The organism is Streptomyces sp. cmx-4-9, from assembly GCF_046548835.1.
Classification (GTDB): domain Bacteria; phylum Actinomycetota; class Actinomycetes; order Streptomycetales; family Streptomycetaceae; genus Streptomyces.
Genome location: NZ_JAEBEE010000002.1, coordinates 471,212 through 490,928, shown reverse-complemented (window position 1 = coordinate 490,928; position 19,717 = coordinate 471,212). Strand labels below are relative to the sequence as shown.

Below are 19,717 nucleotides of genomic sequence, written 5' to 3'. Positions count from 1 at the left end.
GGGGAAGCTCGACCAGGCTCCGCGGGTGTTCCCCCTCCTGCGCTCGACCTAGAAGTCCACCGGGTCGCGGACCAGCGGGCAGGTCATGCAGTGTCCGCCGCCGCGGCCGCGGCCGAGTTCGGCGCCGACGATGGTGATGACCTCGACACCCGCCTTGCGCAGCAGGGTGTTGGTCTGCGTGTTCCGGTCGTAGGTGAACACCACGCCGGGCTCCAGGGCGACCGCGTTGTTACCGCTGTCCCACTGCTGGCGCTCGGAGGCGTAGACGTCGCCGCCAGTCTCGATGACCCTCAGCCGGTCCAGGCCGAGGCCCTCGGCGACGACGTCGACGAAGGGCCGGCTCCCTTCGTCCGTGACCGCGACGCCGGCCGGTGTGTCGCCGGGGCGCAGGGAGAAGGCGTGGACCGCGTCCATGATCCTGGGGTACAGGGTGACGATGTCGCGGTCGGCGAAGGTGAAGACCGTGTCGAGGTGCATGGCGGACCGCAGCTTCGGCATGCCCGCGACGATGACGCGTTCGGCCGCGCCGTTCTCGAACAGGGAGGCGGCGACCTGGGTGATGGCCTGGCGGGAGGTGCGCTCGCTCATGCCCATCAGGACGACGCCGTTGCCCACGGGCATGATGTCGCCGCCCTCGAAGGTGGCCTGGCCCCAGGACCGTTCGGGGTCGCCCCACCAGACGGTGGAGCCCTTGAAGTCGGGGTGGAAGGTGTAGATCGCCTTCATCAGCAGGGTCTCGTCGTGCCGGGCGGGCCAGTACAGCGGGTTGAGGGTGACGCCGCCGTACAGCCAGCAGGTGGTGTCGCGGGTGTAGAGGGTGTTGGGGAGGGGCGGCATCAGGTACTCCCGCGCCCCCGTCCCCTCGCGGGCGAGGGCCACGTGGTCCGGCCGGAAACCGTCCGGGAGGTCGGTGGTCGACAGCCCGCCGATCAGGAACTCCGCGAGGGCGCGCGGTGTGAGGGACTCCAGGAAGGCCCGGGTGTCCTCCAGGAGGCCGAGGCCGACCTCGTTGGCGGTGATCTTCCGGTCGAGGAGCCAGGTGCGGGCCTCGGCGATGCCCATGGTCTGGGCGAGCAGGTCGTGCAGCTCCACGACCTCGACCCCGCGCTGGGTGAGCTTGTTGACGAAGTCCGCGTGGTCGCGCTGGGCGTTCTCCACCCACATCACATCGTCGAAGAGCAGGTCGTCGGCGTTGGTCGGGGTGAGTCGGCGGTGCGCGAGTCCGGGTGCGCAGACCAGGACCTTGCGGAGCCTGCCGACCTCGGAGTGGACGCCGAAGGCAGGCTGGGGGGTGCTCTCGGTGCTCAACGCGTTGCGCCTTTCGTTCGGGTGTGCGGGATCCCGGTACGGGTCACAGTTCGATCCAGCCCAGGGCCAGGGCGATCACGCCGACGGCGGCCCCGGCGGCCGACACGGCGCAGATCACGGCCTCGCGGGCGGAGAACGGGCGCCGGTACTGTTCCCGCCGGGCCTTGACGAACAGGAAGGTCGCCGGGGCGTAGAGGATGAAGGAGACGAGGACGAACTTGAGGCCGGCCGCGAACAGCAGGAACGCCGTGTACAGGGTGGCGACCAGCGCGATCGCCAGCTCCGGGCGGGTGCTGCGGCCGGCGGTGAGCGCACTGCCGGGCCGCAGGGCGATCTTCACGGCGAAGGCCGCGGCCAGCAGGAAGGGGATCAGGCTCAGCGCGCTGGTCAGGTCGAGGGCGAAGTTGAAGGCGTCGTCGGAGAACATCGTGACGATCAGGACCAGCTGGCTGAGCGAGGTGGTCATCAACAGGGCGTTGGCCGGTACGTCCTGGGCCGTGGACCGTCCCAGGAACCGGGGCATGTCGTGGTCCTTGGCGGCGACGAAGAGCACTTCAGCGGCCATGAGCGTCCAGGCGAGGTAGGCGCCGAGGACGGAGACGACGAGGCCGATGCTGACGAAGACCTGGCCCCAGGTGCCGACCGCGTGTTCCAGGACTCCGGCCATGGAGGGCTGGCGCAGTTCGGCGATCTCGGCCATCGGCATGATCCCGTACGACACGATGGTGACGGAGGCGAAGACGGCGAAGACGCTGAGGAAGCCGAGGACCGTGGCCCGGCCGACGTCCTCGCGGCGCTTGGCGTGGCGGGAGTAGACGCTGGCTCCCTCGACGCCGAGGAAGACGAACACGGTGGCCAGCATCGTCCCGCGGACCTGGTTGAAGAGCGAGCCGGCGTAGTCGGCGCCGCCCCAGTTCGCCGCGAAGACCTCCCCGTCGAGGTAGAACAGGGCGAGGACGACGAAGACGAGGATGGGGACGACCTTCGCCACGGTCACGATCCTGTTGATCGCGGCGGCTTCCTTGACTCCCCGGCGGATCAGCAGGAAGAAGGCCCAGAGGCCGGCCGAGGAGAGCACGACGGCGAGGAGGGTGTCCCCGTTGCCGAGCGCGGGCCACACCGCGCCGACCGTCGACATGATGAGCACCCAGTAGGTGACGTTGCCTACGCAGGCGCTCGCCCAGTAGCCGAAGGCGGAGAAGAAGCCGAGGTACTCGCCGAATCCCGCCTTGGCGTACGCGTACACCCCCGCGTCCAGGTCCGGCCTGCGGACGGCGAGGGTCTGGAAGACGAAGGCCAGCATCAGCATGCCGGTGCCGGCGACCGCCCAGGCGATCAGTGCCCCCGCCACGCCGGTCTCCTGGGCGAAGCGGCGGGGCAGGGAGAAGACGCCGGCGCCGACCATCGAGCCGACGACCAGCGCGGTCAGGGTCACCAGCGTCAGTTTGGCGGCGGGCGGGTCTGCGGTGGGCGCGGTTTCGGGGTCGGTTCCGGCGTGGCTCATGGCTTCCCTCGTCCAGGCCCTCGTGTCGGGGCAGCGTGCAGGGGGCTGGCGGGCTTCGGGCGGGACGCCCACGGTGCGGCGGCCGGGTGCGGCGGCCGGGGGCCGGGCCGGGCGGCATCCCCCGTTCCGGTCGCCGTCCGGTGTCGGCCCGGTGCCTCGCGGCCACAGGAGGGAATGTAGTCGCCATACGGACAATCCGGTGGATATCCACGAGTGTCACGGGTCCGGCGGCCGGGGGCGCCGCAGCAGCGAACGGCGCCCCGCCCGGCCGGGACCTGACCGGACGTCGGCGCCTGACCGGGCATGGGCCTGACCCCGGCCCGGGCCTGAGCTCCGGGGGCTGACCCCGGCCCGGGCCTGAGCTCCGGGGGCTGACCCCGGCCCGGGGCCTGAGCTCCGGGGGCTGACCCCGGCCCGGGGCCTGACCGCGCGCCGGGGCCCGACCGGACGCCGAAGCCCAACCGGGCGCTGGCGCCTGACCGGGCGCGGGTCTGACTGCGGCCCGGGGCCTGACCGCATGCCAGGACCCCACCGGACGCCGGGGCCTGACCGCGGCTCGGGGCCTGACCGGGCGCGGGCCTGACCCCGGCCCGGGGCCTGAGCTCCGGGGGCTGACCGCGGCCCGAGGCCTGACCCCGGCTCGGGGCCTGACCGCGCGCCGGGGCTCGACCGGGCGTCGGCGCCTGACCGGACGCCGAAGCCCAACCGGGCGCTGGCGCCCGACCCGGCGCGGGTCTGACCGCGACCCGGGGCCGGACCCCGACTCGGGCCTGACCGCGTGCCGGGGCCTGACCGCGGCTCGGAGCCTGACCGGACGCCGGGGCCTGACCGGACGCCCGGGACTCAACCGGGCGCGGGCGCCTGACCGGACGCGGGCCTGACCCCGGCTCGGGGCCCGACCCGGCTCGGGGTCTGACCGCGTGCCGGGGCCCAACCGGGCGCGGGCGTGACCGGGCGCCGGCGCCTGACCGGACGCCCGGGCCTGACCGGGCGCGGGTCTAACCGGGCGCGGGCCTCACCAGGCCCGGGGGCCCTACCGCGGCCCGGGGCCCGACCGGCCGCCCGGGCCCGACCCGGCGCGGGTCTGACCACGGCCCGGGGCCTGACCGCATGCCAGGACCCGACCGGACGCCCGGGGCTGACCGGGCGCCCGGGGGGCTGACCGGGCGCGGGTCCGACCGCGGCCCGGGGCCTGACCGCGTGCCGGGGCCCGACCGGGCGCCGCGGCCCGACCGGCGCGCGGGCCTGACCGGACGCCCGGGCCCGACCCAGCGCGGGTCTGACCGCGGCCCGGGGCCTGACCACATGCCAGGGCCGACCGGACGCCCGGGCCCGACCCGGCGCACGGGTCTGACCGGGCGTCGGGTCGCGGTCCGGGACGGTGGTCAGAGCTCGATGACGATCTTGCCGGCCGTGTGGCCGGCCTGGCTCAGTTCGAAGGCGGCCGGGAGCTCCGCCAGGGGGAAGGTCTCGGCCACCGTCACGGTGAGCTGCCCGGCGTCGGCCAGCCGGGCCAGTTCCGCCAGCTGCCCGCCGACCGGGCGGACCCACATCCACTCCCCGCCCGAGCCGGTGACGGTGGGGTCGGCGATCGAGGCGTGGCGGCCGTCGTCGTGCAGCACCTCCCGGGTGACGTCCAGGACGCCGCCCACGAAGTCGGCGACGACGGTTACGCCCCCGGGGACCAGCTCGCGCACCCGGCCGGCCAGGCCGTCCCCGTAGGCCACCGGTTCGCCGCCGAGCTCCCGGACCCGGTCGTGGTTGCGCGGCGAGGCGGTGCCGAGGACACGGGCTCCCAGGGCGCGGGCGATCTGCACCCCGAAGGAGCCGACCCCGCCCGCCGCCCCGTGGATGAGCACGGTGTCGTCCTTCCCGGTGCCCAGGCGGGTCAGCACCTGGTACGCGGTGAGCCCGGCCAGCGGGAGGGCCGCGGCCTCGGCCCAGCCGAGCGAGGCGGGCTTGTGCGCGAGGGCCCGTACCGGCACGGTCACGAACTCGGCGCAGGTCCCGCCGTGCACGTAGTCCTTGCGGACGTACGCCATGACCTCGTCGCCCTCGGCGAACTCGGGGGTGTCGATGCCGACCTGCTCGACGGTGCCCGACACGTCCCAGCAGGGCACGACGGGGTGGACGACGTCCATCAGCGCGTCGAGGCCGCCCGCCATGATCTTCCAGTCGACCGGGTTGACGCCGGCGTACCTGACCCGGACCAGGACCTCGCCCGGACCCACCTTGGGGCGGGGCAGCCGGGTCTCGGACAGCACCTCCGTCCCGCCGTACGTCTCGTAGGCCATCGCCCGCATGGTGTTCTCCTGCGCCATCTACCCGACCTTCCGTGAGCTGCTGGATCCACCCCCGGGGCCATCCCACCACGCACGGCGCGCCCGCCCCGAGAAGCAGGGCGGGCGCGGTCCGGGGAACCGGCCGCCGCGGTCCGCCGGGATTGGCGGCGGGCCCGGCGGCAGGAGAGCGAGAGCGCGGCCGGGTCCCGGCCGGCGCCGGTTCAACGCCTGGCGGATCGGCCGCCTGTAGGCAGGGGTGGGGAGGACGGCGGGGAGGTACCGTGCATCGTCTGCATGGGCCTTTGGTGCGACCTATTGTCTAGACCTTAAATTAGGGTGTGAGTTAAGAGGCGCGAAAGGGTCGCGCCATCGGGTCGCAGAAGGGTATGTTGCGATCGATGGCGGGGCGGAAGGAGCCACATGACCACGGGTCGTAGCGGACGAACGGTGCGGGACCTGCGGCGCGGCAACCGCAGCTCGGTACTCCAGCGGCTGTACTTCGGCGGACCGATGAGCCGTCAGGAACTGGGCCCGGCAACCGGCTTGAGCTCCGGGTCGGTCAGCAACGTCGTCGGCGAACTCGTCGCGGACGGCCTGCTGGAGGAGGCGGGAGTCGTGGACTCCGACGGCGGCCGGCCCCGCACCCTGCTGCGCGTCACCCCTGGCAGCGCCCACATGATCGGCGTCGACGTGGGCGAAACCCGGGTCAGAGTCGAGCTGTTCGACCTCACGCTCACCGAACTCGCGCGCACGGAGACCCCGTTGCTGCCCCGCGGCTGCTACGACGTCGGACCCGTCGTCGACCACATCCAGGCGGGGATCGCCACCGTTCTCGCCGAGGCGGGTGTGGGCACGGGCCGGCTGCTGGGCGTGGGTGTCGGCGTGCCCGGCATAGTGGACCGCGAGGCACCCGGCGGGGCCGTGGTGCACGGCCAGACCATCGGCTGGGACGCGGTACCGCTGGAAGCCCTGCTGCGGGCCACCGGGGCGCTGCCCGAGGAGGTCCCGTACATCATCGACAACGGCGCCCGCACGCTCGGCCAGGCCGAGATGTGGTTCGGCGCGGGGCGCGGCGCACGCGAGGCGGTCGTGGTGCTCTTCGGCTCCGGCGTGGGCGCCAGCCTGATCACCGACGGCTCGCCGGACGGTGGCACGACGGAGGGCACCCCGCTGGAGTGGGGGCACCTGACGGTCTCCGTGCGGGGCAGGCGCTGCCGCTGCGGGGCGCGGGGCTGCCTGGAGGCCTACACCGGCGCGGAGTCCCTGCTGGCGCGGTGGGCCGAACGCGGCGGGAACGCCGGTGCGGGCGGGGAGGCGGACGAGGAGCACGCCCTGTCCGCCCTGCTGGCGGCGGCCCGGGCCGCCGACCCGGTGGCCGTGGAGGTGCTGGAGGAGACGGCGGAGTACCTGGGCGCGGGGCTGTCCGACCTCGTCAACCTCTTCCAGCCGGAGCGCATCCTGATCGGCGGCTGGGCCGGGCTGATGCTGGGCCCGTACATCCTGGACGCCGTACGGGAGCACGCCACGCGCTACTCCCTGCACCATCCCGCCGGGCGGGTCAGCATCGGCATGGGCTCCCTGGGCCCGGACGCGGTCACCGTCGGCGCGGCCACCCTGCCGCTGTCGGCGTTCTTCGCGACGGGCGGCCGCCGCGCGCCCGTGGAGCCCCCGGCCGAACAGCCGGGCTGGCAGACCTCCCTGGAGGTCCGCAGCGGGGCCGGGGCCCGCCGCGGCTGACCCGCGGGGGCGCCGGGCCCAGCCGACACGCAAGGCCCGACTGGGGCGCAAGGCCCGGCCGACACACAAGGCCCAGCCGACACACAAGGCCCGGCCGACACGCAAGGCCCGGCCGACACGTAGGGCCCGGTCGGTTCGGGGTCGGGGGCCGTGCCGGGGTCAGGCCGAATCGCGCGGGACCAGCACCGGGCTGAACAGCACCCCGCGCGGACCGGCGGCGGCCGGGGAGGCGATGCGTTCCAGCAGGAGGCGCACCATCTCCGCCGCCATGTCCTCGACCGGCTGCCGGACCGTCGTCAGCCGTGGCCGGGAGGCCTCGGCCGCGCTCGAATCGTCGAAGCCCACGACGGCCACGTCCTGCGGGACCCGCCGGCCGTGCTCGCGCAGCACCAGGCAGGCGCCCTGTGCCATCAGGTCGTTCGCTGCGAACACCCCGTCCAGATCGGGCCGGCGGGCCAGCAGGCTGCTCATCGCCTGCTCGCCCCCTTCGAGCGTGAAGTCCCCCTCGGCGACCGGTACTCGGCCGGCCGCCGCCCGTCGGAATCCCGCCGCGCGCTCCCGGCTCGCCGGGACGTCCGCCGGGCCCGTGATCACCGCGAGCCGTTCGCAGCCCCGCGCCAGCAGGTGCCGGGCGGCCAGCGCCCCGCCCTCCGCGTGCCGCAGGTCCACGTGGTCGAGCTGCACCCCGTCCGCGGGGCGGGCGAACAGCACCGCGGGCAGCCCGGCCTGTGCGAGCATCCCGGGCAGCGGGTCCCGCGGGTGCGTGGTGACCAGCAGGGCCCCGTCCGCACTGCCCTGGCCCAGGTAGCCGAGCACCTCGGCGCGGTCCTCGGCGGTGTCGGCGAGCATCAGCACCGGATGCACGCCGCTCGGGCGCAGTGCGCGGACGACTCCGCTGACCGCCCGCCCGAAGAAGGGGTCCTGGAACACGCGGGCGGCGAACGCGTCGCGCTCGCCGGCGGACGCCGAGCCCGCTCCGGAGACGACCAGGGCGACGGCCCCGGACCGCCGGGTGACCAGGGAGCGGGCCGCCCGGTTGGGCACGTACCCCGTGGTGGAGACGGCCCGTCGGACGGCCAGCGCAATCGCGGGGTCCACATTGCGCACCCCGTTCACCACCCGGGACACCGTGGCCCGGGAGACCCCGGCGGCCCGGGCCACGTCCTCCAGGGTCGGCGGCGTCCCCGGGCCCGCCGCCGTACCCGCGCCCCTGCGCCGCCCCGTGTCCATGGCGGCACTGTATCCGCCGGTCCCGGCGTCACGTGCCACTGCCGTGCGGGTACGCCCGCAGCGGAAGCTCCCCCGCGGACGGGCCGGCCATGTCGGTGAACCGGCCGGGTTCCGCCACCCGGCAGCCGCGGGCCGGCGACCAGGGTGCGGGGCCCGCCCGGGGATCCGTGCGGTCGGCGTCACCGTCCGTCGGCAGGCGCACCTGCCGGCGCAGGTCGAGCTGGTCCGCGAGCCGGTCCGGTTCGCCGGGCCGCTCCCCCGGCGGCCGGGTCACTCGTACTCCGTGCCGCCCTTGCGCGTCAGGTACGCGGGGCTGACCGCCTTCGCGATGGCCCGGCCGCCCAGCACCGGGCTGTACCGCTCGGTGCGCGGCCGGATGACGACGCCCTCGCGCAGGTGCAGGCTCCGCCCCGACACGGTCTCCCGGCCGGTCGCCAGCCCCAGCACCACGGCCGGATCGTAGGGGCCCTCGTGCAGCACCGGCGCCAACGGCAGCTCTCCGTCCTCCAGTACGGCCGCCGGGTCCAGCCACCGCACCTCCCCGCCGATCTCGGCCGAGACGTCGAAGACGGCGTAGCCGGGCGGCGCCTCGGCGGTGCGCACGTCGGTTCCGTACGCCAGGTCCTGGACGCCGGCGCCGTACACCTCGCCGAAGATCCCCACGCGGGCGGCGCCGAGCCGGGCGGCCAGTTTCGCCGCGACGGCCGCGACGTCGTGGCCGCGTACGGCCCGCCAGTACACGTTGCGCCCGTCCTCCTTGAGCGCCAGGCCCTTCGCACCGAAGCCCTTCGAGGTGACGTGGACCCGCTCGCCCTCCGCCACGTAGGTGAACAGGCAGGCGGTGCCGTGCAGTTTCTCCGTCAGGACGACCTGTTCGCCGGGTTCGAAGACGTTGGGGTAGCGCTGGAGGTTCTCGATGTCCACCCAGGGCAGCAGGTCGGGGGCGGCCTCGACCTCGCCGCTCATCGTGGTGGGCACCGGAGGGGACCACTTGGTGATGCCCAGGAGTTCGGCGAAGTCGGTGCCCTCCGCGCAGGCCCGGGCCAGGTCGACGCCGGCCAGCGCGCGGGGGCGGCACACCAGGCCCTGCGAGAGCTGCCCGCGCAGCCGGACCGCCTTGACCCGGTCGGCGGAGCTGCCGGAGAGCCGCCCGGTCAGGCCCAGCTCCTCGATCAGGGCGGCGGGCAGGACGGACTGCTCGGGGAGGTAGAGCGCGAACTCACCGGTCCGGTAAGCCCCCTTGGCGACGACGGCGCGGTAGAGGCCCACTTGGGCCAGCTCCAGCGCGTCGGCGTCCGGGTGCTCGTGGACGGTCAGTTGCTCGACGGTGACCCGCACGGTGGACATGGTGGGCTCCTCGGGTGTCGTGGCGGCAGCGGCCTGCGGGCGGGCAGGGCGTGGCACATCCGTGCAAGGGGCGCCCGTGCGTAGGGCGCCCGTGCGTAGGGCGCCCGTGCAAAGGGGGCCCGTGCGGGGGGCGCCCCGTGCCGGCGTCGCCCAGTCTCCGTGCCGGTGCAGGCGCTGGTCCACCGCTTATCGCGGTGCCGGGAAGGGGGAAGCCGGGCGGGCCGGGTCCCGGGCCGGAGGCCCCCCCGGCGTGCCGCGCTCCGCCATGATGGCCCGGCCGTACCGCGAGCGCACCGCGCACTTCAGGAGGTTCACGTGTCACAGCGATCCGTCACCGTCGTCACCGGCGGCAGCAGCAGGGGCATCGGCGCAGCGACCTGCCTCCGGCTGGCCGCCGACGGCCACGACCTGGCATTGGGTTACGTACAGGACGCCTCGGCCGCCGAGGCCGTGGCCGCGCGGGTCCGCGCCGCCGGGGCCCGCTGCGTGACCGTGCGCGCGGACACCGCGCAGGAGTGCGGTGTCGAGCGTCTCTTCGACGTCGCGGGCGCCGAACTCGGCGCCGTGACCGGGCTCGTCAACAACGCCGGGGTGACGGGTCCGCAGGGACGGCTGGCCGACGCCCGGACGGAGGACCTGCGGCGGGTGGTCGAGGTGAACCTCCTCGGGTACCTGCTGTGCTGCCGCCGGGCCGCGCAGGACATGGCGGAGGGCGGCGGCGGGGCCATCGTGAACGTCTCCTCGGCCGCCGCCACCCTCGGCAGCCCCGGGGACTACGTGCACTACGCGGCGACCAAGGCCGCCACCGACACCCTGACCCTGGGACTCGCCAAGGAACTCGGCCCGGACGGGATCAGGGTCAACGCCGTCGCGCCCGGCATCATCGAGACCGACATGCACGCGGCGATGGGCGACCCCGACCGTCCCGCCCGGGCCGCCGCCGGCATCCCGCTCGGGCGGCCCGGCCGGCCGGACGAGGTCTCCGCGGCCATCGCCTGGCTGCTCTCCGCCGATGCCTCCTACACCACGGGGGCCGTGCTGCGGGTGTCCGGCGGACGGTGAGCGCAGCCGTCCGCCGCAGCGCGGCCGGCTCGCCGGTCAGCCGCCGAAGGCGGCCCGGGTGGCGGGCCCGTAGACGCCCGGCTGATCGCCCTTGATCCCGCGGTCGCGCTGGAGCTGGGCGACGCCGCGCTTGGTCTGACTGTCGTAGACGCCGGTCGGGGACACGTACGTGAACCCCTGCCCGAAGAGCCGCTCCTGGAGGTCGCGCACCGCTTCCCCCTCGTCCCCCATGCGCAGCGTCCCGGGCGCCGGCGGCCCGCCGGGGCCCGACGCGGAGGCGCGCGGGGTCTTCGGTGCGGCGGCGCCGGCCGACACGGACGCCGAGGGGGCGGCGGGTGCGGACGCGGCGGCGGAGGCCGGGGCGGCGGACACGGATGCGGACGCGGCAGGGGACGGCGGTGCACTGCGGTCCGGGCCGGAGGCCTCGGGTGCGGGTCCGGCGCCGGGGCTGCGGGCCGGGAGGTCGGGTACGGGCAGGGAGAGGCCGGGCGAGGCGGAGGCGCGCGGGGCGTCCCGGCTCTCGGGGCCGCTCAGCAGGTACACCAGGGCTCCGGTCGCGCCGAGGGCGAGCAGGAGCAGGGCCGCCCGTGGCAGCCCCCGGCGGCCGTCGCGGTCCGCCCCGCGGTCGGCAGGGGGCGTGGGCGGCGCGTAGGCCGGGGCGGGGGGTGGCGGGTCGGCTGCGGGGACACGGAAGGACACCGGCGGGGGGCCGCTCTGCGGCCAGGCGGGTCCTCCGGCGCGGGCCGGCCGGGCCGCGGGGACCACGTACGGGCGGACGAGCAAGCGGTCGTCGGCGGCCCCGCGCTCTTCGGGGCGGTGGGACACGGCTGCCGCTCAGGCCGCAGGGGGCAGGACGCCGGGCTCGGGAGAAGCGCCGGACGGGGCCGGGGCGAGCGAAGAGCGGACCGATATGGGCATCTTGGGTCTCCGGGTGCGGCTCATGCGGTGGTTCGTGATCGGGCGCACTCTGTCCCCTTTGCGCAGCCCGGTCAAGCCTGATGTCCGAACTGCCCGAACGGTCCCCCTCACGCGGTGCGGCGGCCCGATCCGGCCGGGCGGCAGGTCCGAAAAAGGCCTCACCCGGACGCGTGAGCCGCAGGACCGGGCGGCCCGGACCGTACGGCAAGGTGGTCGGATGCAGTTGCGCCGGTCCGTGCCCCTCTCCCTCCTCGCGCTCCTTGCGAGCGCGGGCTGTGTCTGCGTCGGCCCGCAGGAACCGGCCCCGGCACGCGGCCCCGGGCGGCCGGTCGGGACGCCCGATGCGCCGCCGCCCGGACCCGCTTCCCCGCCCCTGCCGCTGGGGACCCGGCCCCTGCCCCTGCCCCTGGGGACCCTGCCCGCCCCGGCCACCGGACGGGGTGTGCAGGCGGCTCCCGGCTCCGCCGCCGGCGGGGACCCGGGTGTCCGGCGGACGGCGCCGCCACGGTCGTCCGGCGCGGCCGAGCGGGCTCCGTCGCGGCGTTCCGCGAAGCCCGGGACACCGCCGCGGCGGGTGCGTTCGCCCAAGCCGGCGACCGCCCACCCGCCGCGTCATCCGGGGCTGCCGTCCCGCACGGACGCGTTGTGCGCGGCCGCGGAGGGCGCCGTACCGCCGTCCATCGTGGACCTGTGCCTGCGGCAGTACGGACGCTGAACCGGCCGGTCGCCGCCCGCGCCCGGGTGCGAGGCTTGACCCTCCCCCCGTGTCAGGGCCTGCACTGGAAGGCATCATGTTCACCATCGGAGACTTCGCCAAGCACGGCCGGGTGTCGGTCCGCATGCTGCGCCACTACGACGCCATCGGACTGCTGCGCCCGGCACGTGTCGACCCCTTCACCGGCTACCGCTTCTACCAGGCGGGGCAGCTCGCCCGCCTCAACCGTGTCATCGCGCTCAGGGAACTCGGCTTCAGCCTGGACCAGGTGGGGACCGTCCTCGACGAGCGGGTGGGCGCCGGGGAGCTGCGCGGCATGCTGCGCCTGCGGCAGGCCGAGCTGGAGCAGGAGGTGGCCGCGGCGACCGCCGGGCTGCGGCAGGTCGAGGCGAGGCTCCGGACCATCGAGAACGAGGGTTCCATGTCTGCCATCGAGATCGTCGTGAAGAGCCTTCCGCCCGTCCGGCTCGCCGAGTTGACCGCAGTCGCGGGGAGTTTCGCCCCGCAGGACATCGGTCCGGTCATCGGCCCGCTCTACGACGAGCTGTGCCGCCGGTTCGAGGCCGCCGGGGTGGTCGCGACCGGCCCCGGCACCGCCGCGTACGAGGACGCGCCTGCGGCGGGCACCGGGTCCGGCGACGGTACGGGGGCGATCCTGGTGCGCGCCGGCCTCCCCGTGGCGTCCTCGGTCCGCGCCGAGGACCTGGGCGGTGACGTGCGGATCACCACGCTGCCCGGGGTCGAGCGGGCCGCGACCGCGGTGCACCGGGGCGCCATGGACGGGGTCCTGGCCACGGCCCAGGCCCTGGCCCGGTGGATGGACACGAACAGGGAGCGTTCCTGCGGCCTTGCCCGGGAGCTGACGCTGGCCTGCCCGGACGACCCCGACCAGTGGGTCACCGAACTCCAGCAGCCGCTCGCCGCCGCGCCCGACAAGCCGTAGCCTGCGCGGATGCAGCGCGTTCTGGTGGTCGGGATCAGCGGGGCCGGCAAGTCCACGCTGGCCCGCGCCCTGGAGCGGCGGCTCGGGCTGCCCTTCCACGAACTCGACGCGCTGCACTTCGCCGGGCCGGGCTGGGCGCTCCGGCCGGACTTCGCCGAGGACACGGCCCGGCTGGCCCGGGGCGAGAGCTGGGTCTTCGATTCCTTTGGCCCTGCGGAGGTCCGCGACCTGCTGTGGCAGCGGGCCGACACCGTGGTGTGGCTGGACCACCCCCGGCACGTCGTGATGCGGCGGGTCCTGCTGCGGTCGCTGCGCCGGAGCCTGCTGCGCGAGCGGCTGTTCGGCGGGAACCGGGAGGCCTGGCGGGAATGGCTGCGTGCGGACCACCCCGCCTGGTGGGCCTGGACGCAGTACGGGGCGCGCCGGGCCGAAATCCTGCGGCGGGCCGGGGACCCGCGGTTCGCGCCGTTGCACGTGGTCCGGCTGCATTCGCCCCGGTCCGCCGCGGCCTGGGTCCGCGCCCAGGGCGACGCCCCGCACGGCGGCCCGGTCCGGGACGACGGGGCTCGGGGCCGCGGGACTCGGGACGACGGAGCTCGGGGCTGCGGGACTCAGGACGACGGGGCTCCCCGGCCGGGGCGGGGGACCCCGCGGATGTGAGCGCACCGCCGGAGCGTGTCGCGGCGGGCCGTCCGCAGCCGTTGCGCGGTGGCGCGGCCCCGCCGGCGCCACTCGGCCCGCGGCAGGCCCGCCCGTTGGCCGCCCCCGGTGATCAGGGCGTTGACCGGGGCCGTGGGGTCCGCGGCGAGGCCCTTCGCGAGCAGCACCCCGACCACGAGCGGGACCAGGGCGACGGCCAGGGCGGACCCGGCGGCGGCCACGTGCTGCATGCGCGGGCGGGGCGCGCCCGAGGGGGCTTCGTGCATCATGCCCCCCATTCGACCAGCGGCGCAGCAGCCGGGGATCGGAGCGGGTACTCAGGCCGGCGGGTACGGGGTACTCAGATCGGCAGGGACGGACGGCGAGCGGGGCGAAGGGGCGGGTGGCGGGGATGACGGAACCGGGTCAGGGCTTCGAGCCGGCGACCGGAGACGGCCCGGCCGTGGCGTCCGGCGGGGCCCGCGCGGCCGGGCTGCGCACGGCGTACGAGGGACTGCTGCAGATCCGGCGCCTGGTCAACGGCCCTGCGGGGACGGCGGTTCCGGCGGCCTGGGAGCTGCGGCAGGCACCGCGCGCGGTGGCCCTGGCGCTGGAGGCCTCGGGGATCCCGGCGTCGGCGGTGGACGCGGAGGGCCGCCGGGTGCGGAGCGGGTACCGCGTGGCCCCGGGCGCGGAGCCCGGACGAACCGAGGTGACCTGGCTCGGTCCGCCCGGTTCGGGCGCCGCCGCGGAGGAACAGGAACGGCTGGCGGCCTGCGCCGCGGTGCTGGAGCGGCTCGGGTGGGAGTGCCTGCTGTACCGCGGTCCGCGCCGGCGCCGGTTCCTGGAGGTGGAGCCGCCGCGCTGAACGGGCCCCGGCCCCTATTCGGTGGCCCCGCCGGCGCCGCCCCGGCAGACTCCTCCCATGGGCATGCTCGACATGATGGCGGACCGGGCCGGCCGGGGAGAGACCGTGGAGTTCCGCCCGACCGGTGGCTCCATGACGCCGCTGGTCCGCTCGGGGCAGCGGGTACGGGTCGGCCCGGTCGACGCGGCGCGCCTGCAGCCCGGCGACATCGCCCTGGCCCGTGTCCACGGGACCGTGTACCTGCACCTGGTCCTGGCGGTGGACGCGGCGCGCCGCCGCGTGCAGATCGGCAGCAACCGGGGCGTGGTCAACGGCTGGACCGGCCACGACCGGGTGTTCGGGATCTGCCTGTCCGTGGACGGGGTGCCCCGCCCCGGTGCGGCCGGGAAGGTCCGCGCGGCGGCGTCCGCGCCGCCCGTCCCCGTCGCGCTCGCCACGCACCGTCTCGACCTGCCGGTGCTCGGCCCGGAGCACGCCCAGGAGCTGGCCGGGGTCTTGGACGATCCGGCCCTGCACACGTTCATCGGCGGCGCACCGCAGTCGGCGCGGGCGCTGCGCGCCCGGTATGCGCGGCTGGCGGCCGGCTCACCCGACCCGGCGGTGGTCTGGGGCAACTGGGCGCTGCGGCTGCGCGCCGGGGGAAGGCTGGTGGGGACGGTGCAGGCCACCGTCGCCGCGGACCGTGCGTACGCGGAAGTGGCCTGGGTGGTCGGGTCGCCGTGGCAGCGCCGCGGTGTCGCCTCCGAAGCCGCTCGGGGGCTGACGGACTGGCTGCGGGGGCTGCCGGTGGGCCGCATCCTCGCGCACGTCCACCCGGAGCATGCCGCCTCGGGGGCCGTCGCAGCGGCCTGCGGGCTGCACCCCACCCGGCACCGTCAGGACGGCGAGGTCCGCTGGGAGTCCTGAGGGGTCCGGCGGCCGCGGGGGCGTACCGGGGTGGGGCGGCAGGACGCACGCAGGGGCGCGGACCCTGCGGTCCGCGCCCCTGCGTGCGTTCGGGCTTCAGCCCGCGGTCAGGGGGCGCCGAAGGTGAGCGTCAGCTGCGGCGTCCCTTCGTTGGCCTGCGCCTCGGAGGACCACAGCCACAGGGCGTCCGTCCCGGTGCTGCTCAGCGCCAGCGCGTAGCTGCTGCCGAGGGCGGCGGCGACGGCCTGGGTGTTCAGCACGCTGGTGTGCACCGCCGAGCCGTCCGGGATCCCCGCGAAGGTGCCCAGCGCCGGGCCGCCGAGCGCCGGCCGGTTGGTGTAGGTGGCTCCGTTCTCCGTCCACGCTCCGGTGACGGGCAGGACCGAGACGGTGTCGGTGGTCCCGGCTCCGCTCATGGTGCTGGTCTTGACCCCGAGCATGGCCGCCTTCAGGACGGTGCCGGCGGGGGCGGCGGGGAGGGTGAAGCGCAGGTAGCTCGCGTAGAAGGAGGTGCCGCGCACGGCGAGGGAGCCGGAGGTGCCGTAGTTGGTGCCGGGCGCGCCGGCGTTGGCGTAGGTGTCCTCGGCGGCGGTCACCTGGACCACCGTGTCGGCGGGGGCGGAGGCGAGGGTGTGGTGGTGTTGCACCTGCGCCGCGCTGAGGACGGTCGGGTAGACGGCGGTCTCGTCGAGCTGGCCCGCCCAGAAGTCGCTGGTCGGCCGGTCCGGCCAGCCGTTCAGGTTGTCGCCGCCGGCGTGCCAGTAGCCGGCGAAGTTCTCGTGCGTGGTGACGTTCAGCGTGCCCCGCTGCACGCCGTCCACGTAGAGGGTCATCCCGCCCGGTCCCTGGGTCGCGACGGCGTGGTGCCAGGTGTTGTCGTTGTAGGCGGCGCCGGTGGTGATGGTGCGGGTGGCGCCGGTGTAGACGCCGAAGACCAGCCGGCCGTCGTTGGTCATGTAGAGGTGCTTGTCGTACTGGCTGCTGGTGCGGTCCTGGTTGTTGCCGAAACCGACGAGCTTGCCGCCGCGGGTGGTGTTCGTCTTGAACCAGGTCTCGACGGAGTAGGTGCTGCCGACGCTCTGCCGCTTGTCCCCGTAGACCTGGGAGTCCGTGCCGTCGAAGCCGATGGCCGTGCCGGGGCCGGAGACCGCGCCGGGGGACTGCCGCAGGGCGGGGCCGTTCAGGTGCACGCCGCTCTGGTTGCCGCTGACCGAGGAGTCGGCGGCGAAGGGCGCGGCCGACTCGTCGTAGCGCCAGAACTGCTGGGCCCCGTCGGTGCGGACCTGGTTCGGGTAGCCGTCCACCGAGGTCGGGACGGTCACGTTCGCCGTCCCCGACAGGGCGCTGGCGTTGCCCGCGGCGTCGGTGGCCGTCACCCGGTACGTGTACGACTGGCCGGCGACGACGGTGGTGTCGGTCCAGGAGGCCTGGGGACGCCGGAAGAACAGCGAGTCGGCCGTGACCGTGGCGATGGGGGTGGCCGCGCCGTTGCGGTAAATCCGGTAGGTGAGGGCGCTGTCGTCCAGGTCGAGGCTGGTGCGCCAGCGGACCTGGGCCTCGCCGGGCTTGAAGCTGACGGCGCCGGCGACGGGCACGGTGGGCGCTCCGGTGTCCCCGGTGGAGGCGAACCGGGTGAGGCTCTGCTGCGCCGCCCCGTTGACGGTGGTGAACTCCCCGCCGACCCACAGGTACTGGACGCCTGATGCGGAACCGACCGTCATCACGCGCGGGCCGATGCCCTCGCCGATGCCGTCGTTGGTGTCGGGGGCCCAGCCCAGCTTGCCGGTTCCGGTGGTCGGCTGGGCCAGCAGGTGGTGGCGCTGGCCGTCGGGGAACTCGCCGACGCTGGAGCAGTCGTGTGCGTGCGAGGCGCTGTAGAGGACGCTCTGGTACGGGAGCACGGCCTGGGTGGCGCCGAGGCAGGTGTCGCGCCAGCGCTGGCCGAAGTCGGCGAGGTTCAGGGCGATCCGGCCGTCGAAGACGCCGCCGCCGGTGCCCTCGTTGGCGGTGTAGAAGCCGGTGGCGTCGGTCGCGATGTCCTTGACGACGGAGTTGGTCTCGATGAAGCCGGGGTAGGCGGTGGTGAGGGCGCCGCTCGTCGCGTCGACGACGGCCAGCGCGTGCGTGTTCGTCCCGTTGACGGTGAAGAAGTCGCCGCCGAGGACCACCTTGCTGCCGTCGGGGGTGACGTCGACGGCGCGGCCCGGTTCGTCGGCGTCGGCGGTGAACGGCTTCAGCGCCCCGTCGGCGGCGCCGACCGCGGCGAAGCGCGCCCGCGGCTGGCCTGCGACGGAGAGGAAGTCCCCGCCGGCGTAGACGGTGTCACCGGTGACGGCGAGGGCGCGGACGGTCGCGGCGAAGGCGGGCCGGAAGCCGGTCTTCACGGTGCAGGTGGCCACGTCGACGGCGGCGAGGCTGGAGACGGGGGTCCCGTTGACGGCGCCGAAGTAGCCGCCGACGTAGAGGGTCTCCTTGTCCGGGGAGAGGGTCAGCGCGCGGACGGTGGCCGTGCCGCCGCCGACGGTGAAGGACAGTGTGCAGGAGGTGGGCGCGCCGGTCGCGGCGTCGAGCGCCGCGAAGTTGACGGCCGGCTGCTCGCTTCCCGCGCCGCCTGCCGGAGGCCGTACGGCGGAGAAGGTGCCGCCCACGAAGACCTGGCCGCCCGCTTCCGCGAGGGCCCAGACGACGCCGTTGGGCTGCCAGGTGGGCAGGGCGTCGGCGGTGAAGGCGACGGGCGGGGTGACGGCCGCCGCCTGCGGGACGAGGCCGAGGCCGACGGCGGTGCCGGTTCCGGCCAGGGACAGGGCGAGAGCGGTCGCCAGCCCTCTGGATCTACGCATGAACCCCCCAGTTCGGTGAGCGGTACGGCCGGGTCGCCGGGTGGCTCGCGGCCGGTGCCTTGCATGGCTGGAATCAGCCGGATGGCCGTCCGCAGTCATGCATACGGGCGCACCTTAGAGGGGTTCACGGCCACGTTCATGACATTTGACGCATCGGATACCGAAGAGGTCGCATCCGGGGGCGGCCCCGTCGGTCCGGGCCGGTTCCGGCGGCCGGTTTGCCGCGGCGGGCGAAGCCGCACGACGGCGGTTCTCCGCCGCCTCGCGGCGTGCCGGCGCGCCCGGGGCCCGTGCCGCACCGGCGGGTGCACCCTGGCGAAAGCACCCCGCTCGTGCCCGCGCCGCTCTACCGTGCCCTCAGGGGACCGTCAACGGGGCAGCGGAGGGTGGGGCGGATGGACGAGGAAGAGGACATGCGGCTGGCGAGGATGACGCCGGAGATCTCCCGCCGCACCCTGACCATGCTGCGCGGCCTCGTCGGCCTGGAGCCCGCCGAACAGGTGCCGGAGGATGCCATGCTCATGGCGGACGCGATCCTGGCCGAGCACGGCACGGACGGGCTCAGGGTGCTGGTCATGACCCTGGCCGCTTGGACCACGGCGCAGATCGAGAACGTGGCCGAACTGAGCCGGCGCAGCCACGAGGCGGTCTTGGACGCGATGGAGCTCGCCTGCCTGGAGGCGAACGCGGACGACTGAAGCCCCTCCCGGATCCCGCCGGACCGCCCGGGGAGGCCGCCCCGTCCCGGCACGCCGGGACGCCGCCTGCTCCGGAGCATCTGCTTTCGGCGCCCGTCGGCGACACTGGGGGAAGCAGGACCTTCTGGGGGGTCGTGATCGGAGGCCGTCGTGAGCACACCTTCTCCCATCCGGATCGCCGCAGTCCTGTCCGCCGAGCATCGTGAACGGCTCATGTCGCAGGCCCGCCTGGTGAATTTCCCGGAGAACGCGCAGATCTTCGAGGAGGGCAAGGCGGCGGCGTCCTTCTGGATCGTGCGCTCCGGCACCGTGACCCTCCAGGTCCCGGTGCCCGGCCGCCGGCCCACCCCGGTGGAGAACCTCGGGTCCGGTGAGCTGGTGGGCTGGTCGTGGCTGTTCCCGCCGTACGTGTGGCAGCTGAGCGCGGAGGCGATGACGCCGGTGCGCGCGTACGAGTTCGACGGCACGGCCGTGCGGATGCTGATGGACGCCGATCCCGTCTTCGGTTCGGCGGTGGGGCACTGGGTGGGCCGGGTCCTCGCCCTGCGGCTGCACCAGACCCGGACCCGGCTGCTGGACCTGTACGCGCCCCGCTCCGCCGCCACCCGCTGACCCGCTGACCCGCGTCCGCAGACTGCCCGGAAGCCCCGTTGGTGTGGCGGAGCCGCGTGGGGCGCGTCCCGGGCGGGGTTCCCGGTCGGTGTTCGGCCGATTAGGCGG

General features: G+C 75.3%; 17 protein-coding genes. 8 read left to right on the top strand and 9 right to left on the bottom strand.

Going from position 1 to position 19,717, the window contains the following annotated elements; genetic code table 11:
- Positions 1 to 48: 48 nt before the first annotated feature.
- From ACLJTM_RS08270 to ACLJTM_RS08260, 3 genes are all read right to left on the bottom strand, one after another.
- Positions 49 to 1,308: an arginine deiminase gene (locus ACLJTM_RS08270; protein ID WP_411102771.1), complete on the bottom strand. Its 1,260-nt coding sequence runs from the start codon at positions 1,306 to 1,308 to the stop codon at positions 49 to 51.
- Positions 1,309 to 1,351: 43 nt separating this feature from the next.
- Positions 1,352 to 2,812, bottom strand: coding sequence for a basic amino acid/polyamine antiporter (locus tag ACLJTM_RS08265; RefSeq protein ID WP_411102770.1), 1,461 nt, complete (start codon positions 2,810 to 2,812; stop codon positions 1,352 to 1,354).
- Positions 2,813 to 4,197: 1,385 nt separating this feature from the next.
- Positions 4,198 to 5,115 carry an NADP-dependent oxidoreductase gene (locus ACLJTM_RS08260; RefSeq protein WP_411103271.1) on the bottom strand — a complete coding sequence of 306 codons (918 nt, stop codon included), beginning with the start codon at positions 5,113 to 5,115 and terminating at the stop codon, positions 4,198 to 4,200.
- A 399-nt stretch (positions 5,116 to 5,514) separates the two neighbouring features.
- On the opposite strand from ACLJTM_RS08260, the gene ACLJTM_RS08255 reads away from it, so the two are divergent.
- Complete coding sequence (locus ACLJTM_RS08255) at positions 5,515 to 6,831, top strand: ROK family protein (protein WP_411102769.1); 1,317 nt, start codon at positions 5,515 to 5,517, stop codon at positions 6,829 to 6,831.
- 159 nt (positions 6,832 to 6,990) lie between these two features.
- Here ACLJTM_RS08255 and ACLJTM_RS08250 read toward each other — a convergent pair whose 3' ends face one another.
- Genes ACLJTM_RS08250 through ACLJTM_RS08240 form a run of 3 tightly spaced genes read right to left on the bottom strand, consistent with a single transcriptional unit; the run spans position 6,991 to position 9,408 of the window.
- Complete coding sequence (locus ACLJTM_RS08250; RefSeq protein ID WP_411102768.1) at positions 6,991 to 8,061, bottom strand: LacI family DNA-binding transcriptional regulator; 1,071 nt, start codon at positions 8,059 to 8,061, stop codon at positions 6,991 to 6,993.
- 28 nt (positions 8,062 to 8,089) lie between these two features.
- The gene (locus ACLJTM_RS08245; protein WP_411102767.1) at positions 8,090 to 8,335 is read right to left on the bottom strand and encodes a hypothetical protein; all 246 of its coding nucleotides are present in this window, start codon (positions 8,333 to 8,335) and stop codon (positions 8,090 to 8,092) included.
- The gene (locus ACLJTM_RS08240) at positions 8,332 to 9,408 is read right to left on the bottom strand and encodes an RNA ligase (ATP) (RefSeq protein WP_411102766.1); all 1,077 of its coding nucleotides are present in this window, start codon (positions 9,406 to 9,408) and stop codon (positions 8,332 to 8,334) included. Before ACLJTM_RS08240 ends, ACLJTM_RS08245 begins: the two co-directional genes overlap by 4 nt.
- Positions 9,409 to 9,723: 315 nt before the next feature.
- Between ACLJTM_RS08240 and ACLJTM_RS08235 the strand changes: the two genes are divergently transcribed.
- A complete protein-coding gene (locus ACLJTM_RS08235; RefSeq protein ID WP_411102765.1) occupies positions 9,724 to 10,470 on the top strand; it encodes an SDR family oxidoreductase in 747 nt (248 codons plus the stop codon).
- 36 nt (positions 10,471 to 10,506) lie between these two features.
- Here the strand turns inward: ACLJTM_RS08235 and ACLJTM_RS08230 are convergent, their stop codons facing one another.
- Positions 10,507 to 11,295 (bottom strand): peptidoglycan-binding domain-containing protein, encoded by a 789-nt coding sequence (locus tag ACLJTM_RS08230; RefSeq protein ID WP_411102764.1) that lies wholly within the window; start codon positions 11,293 to 11,295, stop codon positions 10,507 to 10,509.
- Between the two features lie 884 nt (positions 11,296 to 12,179).
- Here ACLJTM_RS08230 and ACLJTM_RS08225 point away from each other — a divergent pair.
- Both ACLJTM_RS08225 and ACLJTM_RS08220 read left to right on the top strand, forming a co-directional pair.
- Positions 12,180 to 13,046, top strand: coding sequence for a MerR family transcriptional regulator (locus ACLJTM_RS08225; RefSeq protein WP_411102763.1), 867 nt, complete (start codon positions 12,180 to 12,182; stop codon positions 13,044 to 13,046).
- A 9-nt stretch (positions 13,047 to 13,055) separates the two neighbouring features.
- Positions 13,056 to 13,706, top strand: a complete 651-nt coding sequence (locus ACLJTM_RS08220; protein WP_411102762.1) for an adenylate kinase — start codon at positions 13,056 to 13,058, stop codon at positions 13,704 to 13,706.
- Here ACLJTM_RS08220 and ACLJTM_RS08215 read toward each other — a convergent pair.
- Positions 13,658 to 13,975 carry a hypothetical protein gene (locus tag ACLJTM_RS08215; protein WP_411102761.1) on the bottom strand — a complete coding sequence of 106 codons (318 nt, stop codon included), beginning with the start codon at positions 13,973 to 13,975 and terminating at the stop codon, positions 13,658 to 13,660. The two genes, ACLJTM_RS08220 and ACLJTM_RS08215, sit on opposite strands and share 49 nt — an antisense overlap.
- Positions 13,976 to 14,097: 122 nt before the next feature.
- Between ACLJTM_RS08215 and ACLJTM_RS08210 the strand changes: the two genes are divergently transcribed.
- Together ACLJTM_RS08210 and ACLJTM_RS08205 are read left to right on the top strand one after the other, a co-directional pair.
- Positions 14,098 to 14,553 carry a hypothetical protein gene (locus ACLJTM_RS08210; protein ID WP_411102760.1) on the top strand — a complete coding sequence of 152 codons (456 nt, stop codon included), beginning with the start codon at positions 14,098 to 14,100 and terminating at the stop codon, positions 14,551 to 14,553.
- 450 nt (positions 14,554 to 15,003) lie between these two features.
- Positions 15,004 to 15,459 (top strand): GNAT family N-acetyltransferase, encoded by a 456-nt coding sequence (locus ACLJTM_RS08205; protein ID WP_411103270.1) that lies wholly within the window; start codon positions 15,004 to 15,006, stop codon positions 15,457 to 15,459.
- Between the two features lie 107 nt (positions 15,460 to 15,566).
- Here the strand turns inward: ACLJTM_RS08205 and ACLJTM_RS08200 are convergent, their stop codons facing one another.
- Positions 15,567 to 18,299: a LamG-like jellyroll fold domain-containing protein gene (locus ACLJTM_RS08200; protein ID WP_411102759.1), complete on the bottom strand. Its 2,733-nt coding sequence runs from the start codon at positions 18,297 to 18,299 to the stop codon at positions 15,567 to 15,569.
- Between the two features lie 395 nt (positions 18,300 to 18,694).
- Here ACLJTM_RS08200 and ACLJTM_RS08195 point away from each other — a divergent pair, with 395 nt between their 5' ends.
- Positions 18,695 to 18,997 carry a hypothetical protein gene (locus ACLJTM_RS08195; protein WP_411102758.1) on the top strand — a complete coding sequence of 101 codons (303 nt, stop codon included), beginning with the start codon at positions 18,695 to 18,697 and terminating at the stop codon, positions 18,995 to 18,997.
- A 150-nt stretch (positions 18,998 to 19,147) separates the two neighbouring features.
- Positions 19,148 to 19,609: a Crp/Fnr family transcriptional regulator gene (locus tag ACLJTM_RS08190; RefSeq protein WP_411102757.1), complete on the top strand. Its 462-nt coding sequence runs from the start codon at positions 19,148 to 19,150 to the stop codon at positions 19,607 to 19,609.
- The last annotated feature ends 108 nt before the right edge of the window (positions 19,610 to 19,717 follow it).

Excerpts from the sequence above, each read along its gene's own strand:
- ACLJTM_RS08200 (WP_411102759.1), bottom strand. The coding sequence starts at position 18,299 with ATGCGTAGATCCAGAGGGCTGGCGACCGCTCTCGCCCTGTCCCTGGCC.
- ACLJTM_RS08220 (WP_411102762.1), top strand. The coding sequence starts at position 13,056 with ATGCAGCGCGTTCTGGTGGTCGGGATCAGCGGGGCCGGCAAGTCCACG.
- ACLJTM_RS08195 (WP_411102758.1), top strand. The coding sequence starts at position 18,695 with ATGGACGAGGAAGAGGACATGCGGCTGGCGAGGATGACGCCGGAGATC.
- ACLJTM_RS08210 (WP_411102760.1), top strand. The coding sequence starts at position 14,098 with ATGACGGAACCGGGTCAGGGCTTCGAGCCGGCGACCGGAGACGGCCCG.
- ACLJTM_RS08240 (WP_411102766.1), bottom strand. The coding sequence starts at position 9,408 with ATGTCCACCGTGCGGGTCACCGTCGAGCAACTGACCGTCCACGAGCAC.
- ACLJTM_RS08265 (WP_411102770.1), bottom strand. The coding sequence starts at position 2,812 with ATGAGCCACGCCGGAACCGACCCCGAAACCGCGCCCACCGCAGACCCG.
- ACLJTM_RS08225 (WP_411102763.1), top strand. The coding sequence starts at position 12,180 with ATGTTCACCATCGGAGACTTCGCCAAGCACGGCCGGGTGTCGGTCCGC.
- ACLJTM_RS08255 (WP_411102769.1), top strand. The coding sequence starts at position 5,515 with ATGACCACGGGTCGTAGCGGACGAACGGTGCGGGACCTGCGGCGCGGC.
- ACLJTM_RS08215 (WP_411102761.1), bottom strand. The coding sequence starts at position 13,975 with ATGATGCACGAAGCCCCCTCGGGCGCGCCCCGCCCGCGCATGCAGCAC.
- ACLJTM_RS08260 (WP_411103271.1), bottom strand. The coding sequence starts at position 5,115 with ATGCGGGCGATGGCCTACGAGACGTACGGCGGGACGGAGGTGCTGTCC.
- ACLJTM_RS08250 (WP_411102768.1), bottom strand. The coding sequence starts at position 8,061 with ATGGACACGGGGCGGCGCAGGGGCGCGGGTACGGCGGCGGGCCCGGGG.